This is a genomic window from Mesorhizobium sp. WSM4821 (genome assembly GCF_055901555.1).
In genome coordinates, this window is record NZ_CM148371.1 from 809,125 (window position 1) to 824,728 (window position 15,604).

At 63.8% G+C, this 15,604-nt stretch carries 14 protein-coding genes; 7 read left to right on the forward strand and 7 right to left on the reverse strand.

The features are described 5' to 3' along the window. Positions 1 to 187 precede the first annotated feature (187 nt). The 5 genes from AC0NID_RS03635 to AC0NID_RS03655 all read left to right on the forward strand — a co-directional run bounded on the left by AC0NID_RS03635 (position 188) and on the right by AC0NID_RS03655 (position 4,663). Positions 188 to 853 carry an ABC transporter permease gene (locus AC0NID_RS03635; RefSeq protein ID WP_208760171.1) on the forward strand — a complete coding sequence of 222 codons (666 nt, stop codon included), beginning with the start codon at positions 188 to 190 and terminating at the stop codon, positions 851 to 853. Continuing rightward, positions 853 to 1,665, forward strand: a complete 813-nt coding sequence (locus AC0NID_RS03640; protein ID WP_473450891.1) for an ABC transporter permease — start codon at positions 853 to 855, stop codon at positions 1,663 to 1,665. The genes AC0NID_RS03635 and AC0NID_RS03640 overlap by 1 nt, the downstream gene beginning before the upstream one ends. Before the next feature lie 36 nt (positions 1,666 to 1,701). Then, positions 1,702 to 2,703 carry an Ldh family oxidoreductase gene (locus AC0NID_RS03645; protein ID WP_473450893.1) on the forward strand — a complete coding sequence of 334 codons (1,002 nt, stop codon included), beginning with the start codon at positions 1,702 to 1,704 and terminating at the stop codon, positions 2,701 to 2,703. Positions 2,704 to 3,120: 417 nt separating this feature from the next. Next, complete coding sequence (locus AC0NID_RS03650) at positions 3,121 to 3,576, forward strand: DoxX family protein (protein ID WP_473450895.1); 456 nt, start codon at positions 3,121 to 3,123, stop codon at positions 3,574 to 3,576. A gap of 112 nt (positions 3,577 to 3,688) precedes the next feature. Continuing rightward, positions 3,689 to 4,663 carry a complex I NDUFA9 subunit family protein gene (locus AC0NID_RS03655; protein WP_473450897.1) on the forward strand — a complete coding sequence of 325 codons (975 nt, stop codon included), beginning with the start codon at positions 3,689 to 3,691 and terminating at the stop codon, positions 4,661 to 4,663. Between the two features lie 21 nt (positions 4,664 to 4,684). Here the strand turns inward: AC0NID_RS03655 and AC0NID_RS03660 are convergent, their stop codons facing one another. Continuing rightward, positions 4,685 to 6,055, reverse strand: a complete 1,371-nt coding sequence (locus AC0NID_RS03660) for a cytochrome P450 (protein ID WP_473450899.1) — start codon at positions 6,053 to 6,055, stop codon at positions 4,685 to 4,687. A gap of 321 nt (positions 6,056 to 6,376) precedes the next feature. On the opposite strand from AC0NID_RS03660, the gene gyrB reads away from it, so the two are divergent. Both gyrB and AC0NID_RS03670 read left to right on the forward strand, forming a co-directional pair. Then, complete coding sequence (gyrB, locus tag AC0NID_RS03665; protein ID WP_473450901.1) at positions 6,377 to 8,848, forward strand: DNA topoisomerase (ATP-hydrolyzing) subunit B; 2,472 nt, start codon at positions 6,377 to 6,379, stop codon at positions 8,846 to 8,848. Between the two features lie 243 nt (positions 8,849 to 9,091). Continuing rightward, on the forward strand, positions 9,092 to 10,009 hold the full coding sequence (locus AC0NID_RS03670) for a hypothetical protein (RefSeq protein ID WP_473450902.1): 918 nt from the start codon (positions 9,092 to 9,094) through the stop codon (positions 10,007 to 10,009). Between the two features lie 149 nt (positions 10,010 to 10,158). On the opposite strand, the gene AC0NID_RS03675 is transcribed toward AC0NID_RS03670, so the two are convergent. The 6 genes from AC0NID_RS03675 to AC0NID_RS03700 all read right to left on the reverse strand — a co-directional run bounded on the left by AC0NID_RS03675 (position 10,159) and on the right by AC0NID_RS03700 (position 15,531). Then, the gene (locus AC0NID_RS03675; RefSeq protein ID WP_473450904.1) at positions 10,159 to 11,628 is read right to left on the reverse strand and encodes a hypothetical protein; all 1,470 of its coding nucleotides are present in this window, start codon (positions 11,626 to 11,628) and stop codon (positions 10,159 to 10,161) included. A 172-nt stretch (positions 11,629 to 11,800) separates the two neighbouring features. Continuing rightward, positions 11,801 to 13,198, reverse strand: a complete 1,398-nt coding sequence (locus tag AC0NID_RS03680; RefSeq protein ID WP_473450906.1) for an NAD(P)(+) transhydrogenase (Re/Si-specific) subunit beta — start codon at positions 13,196 to 13,198, stop codon at positions 11,801 to 11,803. 6 nt (positions 13,199 to 13,204) lie between these two features. After that, complete coding sequence (locus tag AC0NID_RS03685; RefSeq protein ID WP_473450908.1) at positions 13,205 to 13,630, reverse strand: NAD(P) transhydrogenase subunit alpha part 2; 426 nt, start codon at positions 13,628 to 13,630, stop codon at positions 13,205 to 13,207. Then, complete coding sequence (locus tag AC0NID_RS03690; RefSeq protein ID WP_473450910.1) at positions 13,630 to 14,883, reverse strand: Re/Si-specific NAD(P)(+) transhydrogenase subunit alpha; 1,254 nt, start codon at positions 14,881 to 14,883, stop codon at positions 13,630 to 13,632. The genes AC0NID_RS03685 and AC0NID_RS03690 overlap by 1 nt, the downstream gene beginning before the upstream one ends. Before the next feature lie 85 nt (positions 14,884 to 14,968). Next, positions 14,969 to 15,193, reverse strand: a complete 225-nt coding sequence (locus AC0NID_RS03695; RefSeq protein ID WP_473450912.1) for an aa3-type cytochrome c oxidase subunit IV — start codon at positions 15,191 to 15,193, stop codon at positions 14,969 to 14,971. A gap of 188 nt (positions 15,194 to 15,381) precedes the next feature. Then, on the reverse strand, positions 15,382 to 15,531 hold the full coding sequence (locus AC0NID_RS03700) for a DUF3096 domain-containing protein (protein ID WP_065006071.1): 150 nt from the start codon (positions 15,529 to 15,531) through the stop codon (positions 15,382 to 15,384). Positions 15,532 to 15,604: the final 73 nt, after the last annotated feature.

Genomic DNA, 15,604 nt, shown 5'->3' on the forward strand with positions numbered 1-15,604 from the left:
CAGCGGCATCGAGCAAGGCATGCCTTGCGGCCATCGCCGCGTGGCATGTCCGGCTTGATACACGATCGGCGCCTCAACCCGGAAGTCGAGGGGACATAAGCTGAGCGACATTCTCGTCACGGTCTTCGGGGCCAGTTCGCTGGAATTGCTGTCCTTCGAACCGCCGAACGGCAGAGGTCTCAGCCTTTTGCATGGGCTGGCAAACTCCGTCGGAATTGCTTTCGGTTCCTTTGGAGTGGGTCTCGTGATCGGCGTCGGCGGCGCTTATGGCAAGCTCTATGGCGGGCCGGTGGTCCGTGACCTGCTGGAAGTCTATACCACCGTGGTCCGCGCCGTGCCCGAACTGGTGCTGATCCTGCTGCTATATTTCGCTGGTACCGACCTCATCAATCAGTTGCTCACCGCGCTCGGCCATGCCGCAATCGATATCAACGGCGTTGTCGCCGGCATAGGCGTACTCGGCGTCGTGCAGGGCGCCTACTCCACCGAAGTCTTGCGCGGCGCGATTCTCGGCATTCCGCAGGGCCAGATCGAAGCCGCGCGGGCCTATGGAATGCCCCCCGGCCTGCTTCTCAGGCGTATCACGCTACCGGCGATGCTGCCCTTCGCCATCCCGGGGCTGGCGAACCTGTGGCTGATCGCCACCAAGGACACCGCACTTCTCGCAATCGTAGGCGTCAATGAGCTGACGCAAACCACACGGACGGCGGCTGGCGCCACGAAGGCCTATTTCACCTTCTTCATGGCGGCGGGCGCGCTCTATCTTGTCCTGACCCTCGTCTCCAACGTGGTCATCGGGCGCATTGAGCGCTGGGCGCGCCGCGGCATGCCTTCGATCGCGGGGGCGCACTGATGGCGGCTACCGAAAACCCGGTCATTCACGCCGCCGCCCGGGCCTCGCTCTGGATGCGGCCACATCGGATAGCGCTGATCCTGATCGCGCTCGCTATCGTCGTGGCGTCGATTTTCCTGATGCGCTGGGATTGGCTGCCCACCTATCTGCCGCTGGCTTTGCAAGGCATATGGCGGACCATATGGCTGCTGGTGATAACGTCGGTTCTGGGCATCTCGCTCGCTATCCCCCTTGGCCTGGCGCAGGTGATCGGGCCGCCTATCTTGAACGTTCCGGCCAAGGCGTTCTGCACGGTTATTCGCGGCACGCCGCTGCTGCTCCAGCTCTGGCTGCTCTATTTCGGACTCGGTTCGCTGTTTCCGCAATTTCCGTGGATACGAGAGTCGTTCCTCTGGCCCATTCTCAGGCAGGCATGGCCCTATGCCGTTCTTTCGCTGACGATTTCGTATGCCGGCTACGAAGGCGAAGTGATGCGTGGTGCCTTCGCCGGCGTACCGCGCGGTCAACTCGAGGCGGCCCGCGCTTTCGGCATGAGCCGTTGGAAAATGTTCAGGCGAATATGGCTGCCGCAGGCGATCCAGCGGGCGCTGCCGACGCTGGCCGGCGAAACCGTTCTCCAACTGAAGGCAACACCGCTGGTGGCGACCATAACCATGGTTGATGTCTATGCCGTAGCCTCGCGGGTGCGCCAGGACCTGTTCGTCACCTACGAACCCTTGCTGCTTCTGGCGTTGGTCTATATGGCCATCACCGGTATCCTGGTCTTCGGCTTCCGCCGGCTCGAGGCGCGGATTCCGAACCGGCTCGGCTGATATCGGGACAGTTTCACGAAGTCAGGACTAACGAAAATGCAACTCAGTCTCGATCAGGCGACAGGGCTGTGCCGGATGGCGGCGCTCGGCGCCGGCGCCAATGAAGAAACGGCGCAGTCGCTCGCAGCCTCCATCGTCGCTGCCGAGGCGGAAGGACTATCCACGGTCGGGCTGTCGCATTTCATCGACTATCTCGAAGCGCTGGAGGCCGGCCGCATCGACGGCAAGGCCGAGCCGGTCATCACCAGGCCGGCATTGGCGGTCTATCTCTCCGACGCGCGCGGCGGTCTGGCGCATACCGGCTTCGACCGCACGATCGACGATCTCGCCAAGGCCGCGCGCCTGTTCGGCGTCGCCATCTTTTCGCAGAAGAACGCCTATACATGCGGGGCGCTCGGCTATTTTACCGGGCGGCTGGCAGCACTTGGGCTGGTATCCTTCGCCGCGACCAACGGGCCGGCCGTGCTTGCCGGCTCGGGCTCGGTCAAGCCGGTCTACTGCACCAACCCGATGTCCTTCGCCGCGCCCGCCGCCGATGGAGCGCCGCTGGTGATCGACCAGTCGTCGAGCGCTACCGCTTTCGTCAACATCCGCAAGGCGGCCGAGGACGGCAAGAAGATCCCGGAGGGCTGGGCGCTGGATGCAAGCGGCAATCCTACCACCGACCCGGCGGCGGCCATGAAAGGCGCCATGCTTGCCTTCGGCGGCCAGCGCGGCGCCAACATCGCGCTGATGGTCGAAGTGCTGGCAGCGGGCCTGTCGGGCGCCAATTGGTCGCTCGACGCGCCGTGGTTCAGCGGCGGGCCGGACAGTCCGGGAACCGGCCTCTTCGTGCTGGCCGTCGAGCCCAAGCTGCTCGATCCGGATTTCGAGAAACGCATGAAGGACCAGCTCGAACGGTTGCGCCGCCGTTTCGGCGTCCATGTGCCCGGCCGCGCCCGGGCCGAAGCGGCGGAGAAGGCAGCGGCGCGCGGCATTACCGCGCCCAAAGCCGTGGTGCAGCGCATTTCCGAATTCGCCGAGCGCTATTCGGCGTGAATGATCGGTCGCGTTCGGGCTCTCCGCCTACCTCAGGCGAACCTTCGCGCCCCCTTCTGCCCTGCCTCGTCCCGCCAACACCTCGCAAGACCCCACATCGGCGAAGTGCTTGCTGAACCTTTTTGCGCGATGGTGCGACCAATGTCTGCCGGGGTGGGGTTTGCCCGGCCGGTGACATCCGGTCGAATGTATCCAGGGCTGGGGCGGGCATTTGACGCCGTCCTGATACCGTCTCAGGTCAGGTCGCCTCGCAGGACCCTGATCGACCAGGGCGTCGCCCGGAAAACCCCGCTTTGGCGGGGTTTTCTGCGTCTCGCCCACAGCGGATAGAATATGCCTTTTCCAGTCAACTTTTGTTCATTTGACTTCAACCGACAAGGTCGGGTGTTTGCTCGGAGCAGCAATACAGGAGCCCCAATGTCCGCAAGTACCGGCAATTCTTCCAGCAGAAGCCTTTTCGTCCCAGCCCTTGGCGGCCTCTATTCGGTGCTGAACACCGCCGTGGAAACCATCCTGCGTGCCGTGGCCGGCATCTTGCTCGCCATCCACGGCTCGGGCAAGATCACCGATCCTTTCGGCGCCGCCGAGATGGTCGAGGGCCTCGGCTTCTATCCCGGCGCCTTCTGGTCGCTGCTTTTGGCCTGCACCGAATTCTTCGGCGGCATTTTCATCGCCATCGGCCTCTTGACCCGCCCAGCCGCCTTCGCCGGGATGTTCGTGCTTCTGGTCACCGTCTGGTTCCATTGGGTCACCATGGGCCAGGGTTTTTCCGGCGCCGAAAAATCGCTGCTGTGGGCGGCGATCCTGTTCTTCTTCGTCGTTCGCGGTGGCAACCACCATTCGGTCGACGCACGCATCGGCAGGGCGTTCTGACGCGGTCGGAACAGGGGCTCCGGCGACTTATCGTCGCCCTTTGCGTTTGGCGCGAAACGGACTATGAAACGGCTCAGCCAAGCCCATCTGGAAAGCGCGCCCGGAGCCAGCCATGACCGAAATCCTGCAGACCCCAAAGCTCGTCGTCGTGTTCGGCGGCTCCGGCTTTGTCGGCCGCCACGTCGTGCGGGCGCTGGCCAGGCGCGGCTACCGCATCAGGGTCGCCTGCCGCCGACCCGATCTCGCCGGTCATCTGCAGCCGCTCGGCAATGTCGGCCAGATCCAGTCGGTGCAGGGCAACGTTCGGGTGCGCTGGTCGGTCGACCGCGCCGTGCAGGGCGCCGACCATGTCGTCAACCTGGTGGCCATCCTGCATGAGGGTGGCCGCCAGAAATTCACGTCTGTTCATGAGTTCGGTGCGCGCGCCATCGCCGAAGCGGCGCGTGCCGTCGGCGCTGGCTTCACCCATATCTCGGCGCTGGGCGCCGATCTGAACGCGCAATCGGACTACGCGCGCACCAAGGCGCTCGGCGAAAAGGCGGTTTTCGAGACGATCGAGGATGCCGTCATCTTCCGGCCATCGATCATTTTCGGACCGGAGGACAGTTTCTTCAACCGCTTCGCCGGCATGGCGCGCCTTTCGCCGGTGCTGCCGCTGATCGGCGGCGGGCAGACCAAATTCCAGCCGGTCTATGTCGGCGATGTCGCCGAGGCGGTGGCACGCTCGGTCGAGGGCAAGGTTAAGGGCGGCGAGATCTACGAACTCGGCGGGCCGAAGGTGCTCACTTTCAAGGAATGCATGGAAGAAATGCTGGCCGTCATCAACCGCAAGCGGCTTCTGCTGCCGGTTCCGTGGTGGCTGGCCAACATGCAGGCATCGATCCTCGGCCTTTTGCCCAATCCGTTGCTGACCAAGGACCAGGTCCTGCAGTTGCGCGCGCACAATATCGTGTCGGACGCGGCCACCAGGGACGACAGGACGCTCGCCGGCCTCGGCATCCAGCCGAGGTCGATCGGCAGCATCCTGCCGAGCTATCTCTGGAGCTACCGCCCCGCGGGCCAGTTCCAGCGCAAGACGGCGGCCTGATACCAGCCAGTCAGGCGCTTGCTAAAGGCGCCGCGTGACCTGCATCGGCAGGCCGCCCTGCGGTTGCGTCGTCAGTTTCTGCACCGGCCATGGCCTGGTCTCGGCGGTGGTATCGAAGCGGAAACGCGACAGCATGACGGCCAGCGCGATGATCGCCTCCTGCATGGCAAAGCTGGCGCCGATGCAGACGCGAGGCCCGGCGCCGAACGGCAAATACTGGAAGCGGTCGATCTTTTCGCGATTCCCCGGCTGGAAGCGTTCCGGCATGAAGGCGTCGGGCCTGTCCCACAGCTTGCGATGGCGGTGGACGACCCACGGCATGACCAGCACCGCGGCGCGCCTCGGTATGTACAGGCCGTTCCAGGTTTCGGGCTCGATCGGCTCGCGGTTGATCGAAGGCGCCGGCGGGTAAAGCCTGAGGGCCTCGTCGAAGGCGGCGCGGGTGAACGGCATGGCGTCGAGCCATTTTGTCGGGTCTGGCTCTCGCGCCAGCACGGCGTCGATCTCGCGCTCCATTTTTTCGCGCTCCCAAGGCGCTTCGGCCAGGCAATAGAGCGTCCAGCCGAGCGCACGCGCCGTGGTTTCATGGCCGGCCCCGATGAAGGTGATGATGTTGTCCTCGACCTCGGCCCGCGTCAGCCCATCCGGTCCCTCCGCCTTGAGCAGAAGCGTAAGAAAATCCTGTGGCACCTTGTCCGGATCGCGCTTGACCCGCTCTTCGCGCATCTTGACGGTGTCGGTGACGATCTTGCGGAAATAGGCCATGGTCTTGCGGCCGCGGATGCGGGTCAGGCGTGGCAGCCAGTCGGGCGCCCGCAACAGGTCGAGCGGATCGACCCGGCCCATGGTCTCGAACAGGTGGTCGATCTCCTTGGCAAAGCTGCCCGGTTCGCCTGATATTTCACCGGTAAACAACGTCTCTGCCAGGATGTCGTAGGTGAGCAGCGTCATGTCGTGGGCGATATCCGACGTGCCGCCATTCTCATAGCGCTTGACGAATTCTTGCGTGCGCCTCAGCATCGGCTCGGCAAAGCCGAAGATGTGGCGCGGCGTGAACACCGGCGCCATCGCCTTGCGCGAACGCCTCCACACCTCGCCCTCGGCGGTCAGAAGGCCGTCACGCAGGATCGGGCGCAGTATCTTCTGGCGCACCGTCGCCATCTTGTAGTTCCTGGCGTTGTCGACCAGCACGTGGCGGATGAGGCCGGGATCATTGGCGATGACCAGCGGCCCGCCGATGCCGTTCACCGATAGCCAGGGTTCATTGTAGGTCGGCTCGCCCCACAGTTCGAGTGGGTTGCGATAGACGATACGGATCATCTCCAACGTCGAAGGCGGTGATGTACGCGGCTTCGGCGCCGGCGGGACGAAGGGGGCGGGCTGACTGTCCATGGCATGCTCCGCTGGAAATCTCAATGTAGTGACTGGCAAGGCAGGCGTCCATGTGGGAACCGAACGGCGAAGGCGACACCCTCCCCGACCTTGCCCTTGTTGCCGCCGCTTCGGCTTTTGTTTGAGCGTCGGATGGTGCCAATACCGGTTCCATTTTTTTGGCCCGATGGTCTGGCCGGCCAGCCGTGTTCCTCTTCCATGCGGAAATGGCTGCAAACCTTGGAAAAACCGCCTTTTGCGCCTATATCTAGGGCATCAAGGACGCGCGATTCGGAGCCGGTTTTTCGCGCTGAATATGCGGCATCAATCAGACAGGTTTTCATGAGCGATCAGATCGACAACGCCAACGGCGCTGAGGCCGAATACGGCGCCGATTCCATCAAGGTTTTGAAGGGGTTGGACGCCGTCCGCAAGCGGCCGGGTATGTATATCGGCGATACCGACGACGGTTCGGGCCTGCATCACATGGTCTACGAGGTGGTCGACAACGCCATCGACGAGGCGCTGGCCGGCCATGCCGACCTTGTCACGGTGACCCTCAATCCCGACGGTTCGGTGACGGTCATCGACAATGGCCGCGGCATTCCGACCGATATCCACACCGGCGAAGGCATTTCGGCGGCCGAAGTGATCATGACGCAGCTGCATGCCGGCGGCAAGTTCGACCAGAACTCATACAAGGTGTCAGGTGGCCTGCACGGCGTCGGCGTCTCGGTGGTCAACGCGCTGTCGGCCTGGCTGAAGCTGAAAATCCGCCGCAACGGCCAGATCTTCGAGATGAGCTTCACGCATGGCAACGCCGACGCGCCGCTGAAAGTCACCGGCAGTTATGAACAGCACAAGGTTGCCGGCACCTATGAGGGGCGCAGCGGCAGCGAGATCACCTTTTTCCCATCGACCGAGACGTTCACCATGGTCGAGTTCGACTTCGGCACGCTGGAGCACCGGCTGCGCGAACTTGCCTTCCTGAATTCCGGCGTGCGCATTCTTTTGACCGATGCCCGCCATGCCGACGTCGTGCGCCATGAGCTGCACTATGATGGCGGGCTCGAGGAATTCGTCAAATATCTCGACCGCGTCAAGAAACCCCTGATCGACAAGCCGATTGCCATCAAGGCCGAGCGCGACGGCATCACCGTCGAAGTCGCCATGTGGTGGAACGACAGCTACCACGAGAACGTGCTGGCCTTCACCAACAACATTCCGCAGCGCGACGGCGGCACGCATCTTGCCGGTTTCCGCGGCGCTCTGACGCGCCAGGTAACCGGCTATGGCGACTCCTCGGGCCTCACCAAGAAGGAGAAGGTTGCGCTGATCGGCGACGATTGCCGCGAAGGGCTGACGGCGGTGCTGTCGGTCAAGGTTCCCGACCCGAAATTCTCTTCGCAGACCAAGGACAAGCTGGTCTCGTCCGAAGTTCGTCCAGTGGTGGAAGGGCTCGTCAACGAGGCGCTCGGCACCTGGCTCGAGGAGCATCCCGCCGAGGGCAAGGTGGTCATCGACAAGGTCATCCAGGCGGCAGCGGCGCGCGAGGCCGCGCGCAAGGCGCGCGACATCACACGCAAGAGCTCGCTCGGCGTCACCTCGCTGCCCGGCAAGCTGGCAGACTGCCAGGAACGCGATCCGGCCAAGTCCGAGATCTTCATCGTCGAGGGCGACAGCGCCGGCGGCTCGGCCAAGGGCGGCCGTTCGCGTCAGAACCAGGCCATCCTTCCCCTGCGCGGCAAGATCCTCAATGTCGAGCGGGCTCGCTTCGACCGCATGCTCGGCTCCGACATGATCGGCACGCTGATCACCGCGCTCGGCACGTCGATCGGCAAGGACGAGTTCAACGCGGACAAGCTGCGCTACCACAAGATCATCCTGATGACGGACGCCGACGTCGACGGCGCCCACATCCGCACTTTGCTGCTCACCTTCTTCTTCCGGCAGATGCCGGAGCTGATCGAGCGCGGCCATCTCTATATCGCCCAGCCGCCGCTCTACAAGGTGACGCGTGGCAAGAGCTCGCAATACCTTAAGGACGAAAGCGCCTTCGAGGAGTTCCTGATCGGCTCGGGGCTGGAGGAGGCGTCGCTTGCGCTGAGCACCGGCGAGGTGCGGGCCGGACAGGACCTGCGCGGCGCCATCGACGATGCGCTGGCGGTGCGCCAGCTCATCAACGGGCTGCATACGCGCTACAACCGCGGGGTGGTCGAGCAGGCGGCGATCGCAGGCGCCCTCAATCCGGACGTTTTCACCGATCTCGGCCAGGCCAACGCCATGGCCGAGCGTGTCGCCCGGCGCCTCGACATCATCGCCGAGGACACCGAACGCGGCTGGACCGGCCGCATGTCGACCTCCAACGAGGGAATCGGCGGCTATGTGTTCGAGCGCACGGTGCGTAGCGTCAAGGAATTCGCGCATCTCGACCTTGCGCTGATCAATTCGGCCGACGCCCGGCAGCTCGACCGCTATGCGCCGCGCCTCGCGGAGGTCTATGGTGAGCCGCCGGTGCTGCGTCGCAAGGATGTGTCCGAAACCATCTCGGGACCGCTGGCTCTGCTCACCGCCGTGTTTGCCACCGGCCGCAAGGGCCTGACCATGCAGCGCTACAAGGGCCTTGGCGAGATGAATGCCGAGCAGCTCTGGGAGACCACACTCGATCCGAATGTGCGCTCGCTCTTACAGGTCAAGGTCACCGATGCCACCGATGCGGACAGCCTGTTCTCGCGGCTGATGGGTGACGAGGTCGAGCCCAGGCGCGAATTCATCCAGGACAACGCGCTGTCGGTGGCCAATCTGGATATCTGAGTCCATAGGAGCACTCATTTCGGATGTTTGAGCATTGGTAGGCCCAGGCCTACCAATGCCGCCTGCTGCATCGCAACAAAAGTCACCGACGACCGGCCGGAACGGAATGGCTTCCAAGGGCATTGTAGTCGATCACAATCGCCGCAGGAGGCACTCATGGGACGTGGCATTTTGCTCTGGCTTCTCGGAGTCCCGATTCCGATCATTATTCTCATCATGCTTTTCGCACGGTAGGGGGCTGACATGCAGTCCACCCTAACGGCTGTCGATGTTTCCGCACCGACGGAATCCTCTTCCACCGCAGTCAGCTGGGGGCCGATCGTGGCCGGCGCCTTTGCTGCCTCAACGTTGACCCTGATCCTTATGCTGCTCGGCTCCGGGCTCGGGCTGACCATGGTTTCGCCGTGGTCCGGCTTGGGCACCTCGGTCACAACTTTCGCGGCCTCCACCGCCGCGTGGCTGATTGTCGTGCAGTGGCTGTCGTCAGCTGTCGGCGGTTATCTTGCCGGGCGCCTGCGCACCAAATGGGTCGGCGTCCACACCGATGAAGTCTTTTTCCGCGATACCGCCCACGGCTTCCTCGCCTGGGCGCTGGCGACGTTGCTCGTCGCCGGCGTGCTCGGCTCGGCGCTTTCCGCGGCTGTCGGAAGCGGTGTTCAGGCCGCTTCGACGGTCGTATCGGGGGCGGCAATGGGCGCTTCGGCAGGGGCTACCGCAAACGCCGGAGGCGGATCGACCGACAACGCGACGTCGTACTTCGTCGATGCGCTGTTCCGCCCGGCCGATGCGGCCAGGCTTGCAACCACCAATCCCGAAAGCGATGCGGCGGCAACGGCGCAGGCTTCGCGCATTCTGATCGCCAGCGCAGCAGCAGGCGAAGTGTCGGCCGACGACAAGACCTATCTATCGCAGCTGGTGGCTGCCCGCAGCGGGCTGTCGGAACCGGATGCAAGGGTTCGCGTCGATGCCGTAATCGCCAGAGTCGAGGAGGCGAAGGTTCAGGCTCAGCAGGCTGCTGACACCGCCAGAAAAGCCGGTGCCACCTTCGCGCTTCTCGGCGCACTGTCGCTGGTCGTCGGCGCTTTCATCGCAAGCGCCGCGGCAGCACTTGGCGGCAGGCAGCGCGACGACGAGGAAGCGGTGTTCCTGACCAACCGTTGATCGGTGCTTGGCGGGGTTCAACGATGCCGGGACTGCACCCCGGCATCGTTGGTTTTGAAAGCATAATCGTGGTGGACTGCGGCGCGCCGGTTCGCCGAGAGGAGCGGGCTCCATTTTCCAGCAACAATCGTCGGCACCGCCTAGCTAGACTAGCTTGGCTCCAGTCTGCGGCCGAGATCGACTGCGTCGCGCAACACGGCAAGATGCGAGCGCGGCGGCGTGCCGGCGGCGGCGGCGACCTCGACGCCGGCCGCCTTCAGCGACCAGTAGAGCCTGTGCGTGAAGATGCGGCCAAGCGAACCGCGCAGATCGACCTGGATGTTCTCTATGCCGGGGCCGAAATTTTCCGCCATAGACCCGGAGATCGGGTCGCCCGTCAGCCAGCCGTTGCCCCGATCGAAGATGTTGGTCCATCGCGTCGCGGCAAACACCGCACCATGATGCACCGCCCGCTGCGGTTTGTCCGAACGGCTGCGCCCTTCCTGATAGAGGATGGTTCCTCCGGCCACCGTCTCGGTGATCGGCGGGCATGCCGAGAACAGCCCCTCAGCGATGCCGCGCCTGAATTCGGCGAGATTGTAGGTCACCAGAAACTCGCTGTGGGTCAGCGGGCTGCCAAGCGTGACGAAATCGCTGATCTTCCATGGCAACGGATGATCGGCGTCCCTGGCGCGAAGCTGCCGATAGAGCTCCCATTGGGCGCGCCGGAATCCGGAAAAATCATCCAGCCTGTCGGGCCACGCAGACCCATCGGAGCCGAGCGAAGCCTTGTCGACGGCGCGGATCGCTTTCAGCCTTGCCTTGTCGCGCGCGGCTTCCAGCTTTCGAGGCCGGAAGTCGGCCCACAATATCTGAAGCAGATCATAGGCGATGATTGATCCCAGGCTGTGCGAGACCAGCACGATGCGGTCGTAGGTATCGTCCATCATAAGACGCTTCAGCAGCGTCAGGCCACGGTCACGGACAAGGGCGCGCTTCTCGACCGTTGCCGCTTCGGCACGCACATAGGCAGCCACATCGCCGAAATAAGGAAGGCCAAACCGGTCCACCAACCAGATGACGAACGAAGCCAGGATCGTGACGAGCACCCCCGTGGTCCAGGAAATATACGCTTGCGAGGCCGATGTCGCCACCACGAGCGCTGCGCACAGGACTGTTATGACGGCCAGAAGCGTGACGACATACAGCCCACGGGCATCGCGCGGAATATCGGCGGGCTTGCGCCAAAGCAGATTTGTCACCCAGGCCGCGAGCCGGCACCGCGTCGTCCCTTGCGTGATGTCGGCCCAGTAAAGCTCGTAGAAATCGGTGCGGCGGCCGTCGACATCGTAAGGGGTAGTGATCCGGCGAAGCTCGTGCGAATTCGTCCGGGTGTCGGGCGTGATCCAGCTCTGGTTGATCTTCTTGCCGGCAGGGTCGGCCGGATCGGCCACATGGGCATAAAACGGCGCGCGAGCGGGGTCACGGCTCCAAACAGCCTGAACAAATCCCCTCAGCGTGTCCATGGGCCGCTGTTCACCCATGCCGTGCACGATCACCACCGCTTGGCTTGGCTTGCGCGGCGCCTTCCCGGAACCTGGCGATATTGTCTTGGCCGGCGACGCAACAGGGTCTGACACCAGTGCCTCCGTTGGTGATAAATCCCGTCCCTCGAAACAGAATTTGCCTATCGTAGCTCTGAAACCTGCATAAGGGCAAAGATGCTCAAGGCGGATGCTCAGCGGCAAGAAAAAGCCCGGCGCGGAGCCGGGCTTGTTTCGAGCGACTGGCGATGTATTGGGGGAAACCGGATCAGTGATCCATGGCCTTGACGATCTCTTCGGTCATCTTCTTGGCATCACCGAGCAGCATCATGGTGCCGTCCTTGTAGAACAGCGTGTTGTCGATGCCGGCATAGCCGGAGCCGAGCGAGCGCTTGACGAACAGGCAGGTGCGCGCCTTGTCGACGTCGAGGATCGGCATGCCGAAGATCGGCGACGACTTGTCGTCGCGGGCGGACGGGTTGGTGACGTCATTGGCGCCGATGACGTAGGCGACGTCGGCCTGCGCGAATTCGGAGTTGATGTCCTCGAGCTCGAACACCTCGTCATAGGGCACGTTGGCTTCGGCGAGCAGCACGTTCATGTGGCCGGGCATGCGACCGGCGACCGGGTGAATGGCGTACTTCACGTCGACACCGGCGGCCTTGAGCTTGTCGGCCATTTCGCGCAGCGCATGTTGCGCCTGGGCGACCGCCATGCCGTAACCCGGCACGATGATGACCTTCTGCGCATTCATCATCAGATAGGCGGCATCGTCGGCCGAACCCTGCTTGACCGTGCGCTCGATGCCGTCGTCGGCAGCCGCCGAAGTCTCGCCGCCGAAGCCGCCGAGGATGACCGAGATGAACGACCGGTTCATGCCCTTGCACATGATGTAGGACAGGATCGCGCCGGACGAACCGACCAGCGCGCCAGTGATGATCAGCGCCAGATTGCCGAGCGTGAAGCCGAGTGCCGCCGCAGCCCAGCCCGAATAGGAATTCAGCATCGAAACGACCACCGGCATGTCGGCGCCGCCGATGGGGATGATGAGAAGGACGCCAAGAACAAGCGATGCCGCCACAATCAGCCAGAACACCAGCTTGGACTCGCTGGTGACCAGCAGCACGATCAGCACGATGAGCGCGATGCCGAGGGCGGCGTTGATGACATGGCGGCCGCCGATCATGATCGGCTTGCCCGACATGCGGCCGTCGAGCTTGAGGAAGGCGATGACCGAGCCGGTGAAGGTGATGGCGCCGATGGCGACACCGAGGCTCATCTCGATCAGTGCCTGGGCATGGATGTCGGCGACCGTGCCGATGCCGAAGCTTTCCGGCGCATAGATGGCGGCGGCTGCCACCATGACGGCGGCAAGACCGACCAGCGAGTGGAAGGCGGCGACCAACTGCGGCATCGAGGTCATGGCGATGCGCCGTGCGGTGACCGCACCGACGGAACCGCCGATCAGCAGGCCGAGCACGATGAGGGCGAACCCTCCCGCCGAAGGGGTCGCCAGCGCCAGCGTGGTGGCAATAGCGATGGCCATGCCGATCATGCCGTACATATTGCCCTGGCGGCTGGTGGTCGGATGCGACAGGCCGCGCAATGCCAGGATGAACAGGATGCCGGAGACCAGATAGAGGAAGGAGGCGAAGTTGGCGTTCATGTCGCTCTACTTGTCCTTCTTCTTGTACATGGCCAGCATGCGCTGGGTGACGAGGAAGCCGCCGAAGATGTTTACCGAGACCAGCATCAACGCGACGAAGCCGAAGCCGGTGGCGATGCCGGACGCCGAGATGCCGACGGCAAGCAGCGCGCCGACGACGATGACCGAGGAAATGGCGTTGGTGACGGCCATCAGCGGCGTATGCAGCGCCGGCGTGACCGACCAGACGACGTAATAGCCGACGAAGATCGCCAGGACAAAAATGGCGAAGCGGAAGACGAAGGGATCGATCGCCCCGCCCGACAGCGCGTGCGCGGCGTCGCCGACCGCCTCAGTCCCGCCGGGAGCGGTGGCAAGATCCTGCACCGCGAGCCGGACGGCGGCGGTCGCCTGGTCGAGCTGGTCGAGGGCTTTCTGCAAGGTCTGGTCCATCACGCGATCCCTTTCGACTTAGACGAGGGCGACCTGGGGCCGGCAGGTTTCTTTGCAACAGCGGACTTCTTTGCAGCGGCTGGCTTCGCAGGCTTAGCCGAGGCGATCATCACCGCCGGCTTGCCGGCGAAGGCCGGATGCACGACGTGACCGCCATCGGTCAGCATCGTCGCCTTGACCAGATCATCGTCACGGTTGATGGCAAGCGTCTTGGTGGTCTTGTCGACCAGCGTCTCGAGGAACGCAAAGAGGTTCCTGGCATAGAGCAGCGAGGCGGATGCCGCGACGCGGCCCGGCACGTTGAGATGGCCGACGATCTTCACGCCGTTGGCCGTGGTCATCACCTGACCCGGCACAGCGCCCTCGACATTGCCGCCGCGCTCGACCGCAAGGTCGACGATCACCGAACCCGGCTTCATCGAGGCGACCATGGCCGCCGATACCAGTTTTGGTGCCGACCGGCCGGGGATCAGAGCCGTAGTGATGACGATGTCCTGCTTGGCAATGTGCTCGGCGGTCAGCGCCGCCTGCTTGGCCTGGTATTCCCTGGACATTTCCTTGGCATAGCCGCCCGCCGTCTCGGCCGCCTTGAACTCCTCGTCCTCGACCGCCAGGAACTTTGCTCCGAGCGAAGCAACCTGTTCCTTGGCGGCGGGGCGCACGTCGGTGGCGGTGACCACTGCGCCGAGCCGCCTTGCCGTTGCAATCGCCTGCAGGCCGGCGACGCCGACGCCCATGATGAAGACTTTCGCCGCCGGCACGGTGCCGGCCGCCGTCATCATCATCGGCAGTGCCCGGTCATATTCGGCAGCCGCGTCGATCACCGCCTGGTAGCCGGCGAGGTTCGCCTGGCTGGACAGGACGTCCATGGATTGGGCGCGGGTGATGCGCGGCATGAACTCCATCGAGAAGGCGGTGACACCGGCCCTGGCCAGAGCGTCGACGCCGGCGTCGTTGCCGTAAGGGTCCATGATGGCGATGACGGCAGTGCCCGGCCGATAGGCTTTCAGCTCCGCTTCATCAGGCCGGCGCACCTTCAGCACCACATCGGCCTTGGCGACATCGCCGACCCTGCCGATCGCGGCACCGGCTTTGGCGAACTCCTCGTCGGGAATGCGCGACGCGGTGCCGGCGCCGCTTTCGACGATCACGTCGAACCCCAGCCCCGCAAGCCGTTTCACCGTGTCGGGCGAGGCCGCAACGCGCGGCTCGTTCGCGTCGAGCTCACGAGGGATGAAAACCGTCTGTCCCACCGCATGATCCTTTCGGCTGGAAACTGTCTGCGCAAGACGCCGGCCGGATTTCCGGCTACGCCTCGGGGCAAAGGGTCTGAGAATTCTATCGGAGAATGAAGGCGCCGACGGCGAGGATCAGAACGAACAGGATGAACGCCGAGAAGAAGCCGCCCGCGAAGAAGCCGAAAGCCATTGCCAAGAGCACGGCGGCGCAAAAGAGCGATCCGTATTTGGCGAGCATGACAAAGCCGGCATAGGTGCGGTCGTGCTCGGCATAGTCCATCTTCGCGCCCAGCTCGACAGGACCGGTCGGCGTGTGATCAGCCATAGGAATACCCCTTCGAAGACATCTTTCAGGCACATAGCGAAAAGCCGGGCCGAGGGCAATGGCGCTATTGCCGCATCGCTGCCGACAACAGCCTCAAGGGAAAGTTGAAGCTGCCGGATGCAGGAGGATGTTGCGAAGGCGATCGTGGCTGGCGCCTTGCGCTTCCTTGTCGCCTGAGGCTTGTCACATCAGCCGGCGAGCTGCGGAAACAGCCCAAGCAGACCGACGACGATCAGATAGAGCGCGACGATATAGTTGAGGAGCCGCGGCATCACCAGGATCAGCACGCCGGCAATCAGCGAGATCAGCGGCGTGAGCGCGAGCGTTGAAATGGTCATGTCGGTTCCTTTCGATGGGATTGCCTTCAAGGCGAAGCAGATCGATGTCGTTCAAACGCCACCTGCGCTCTTG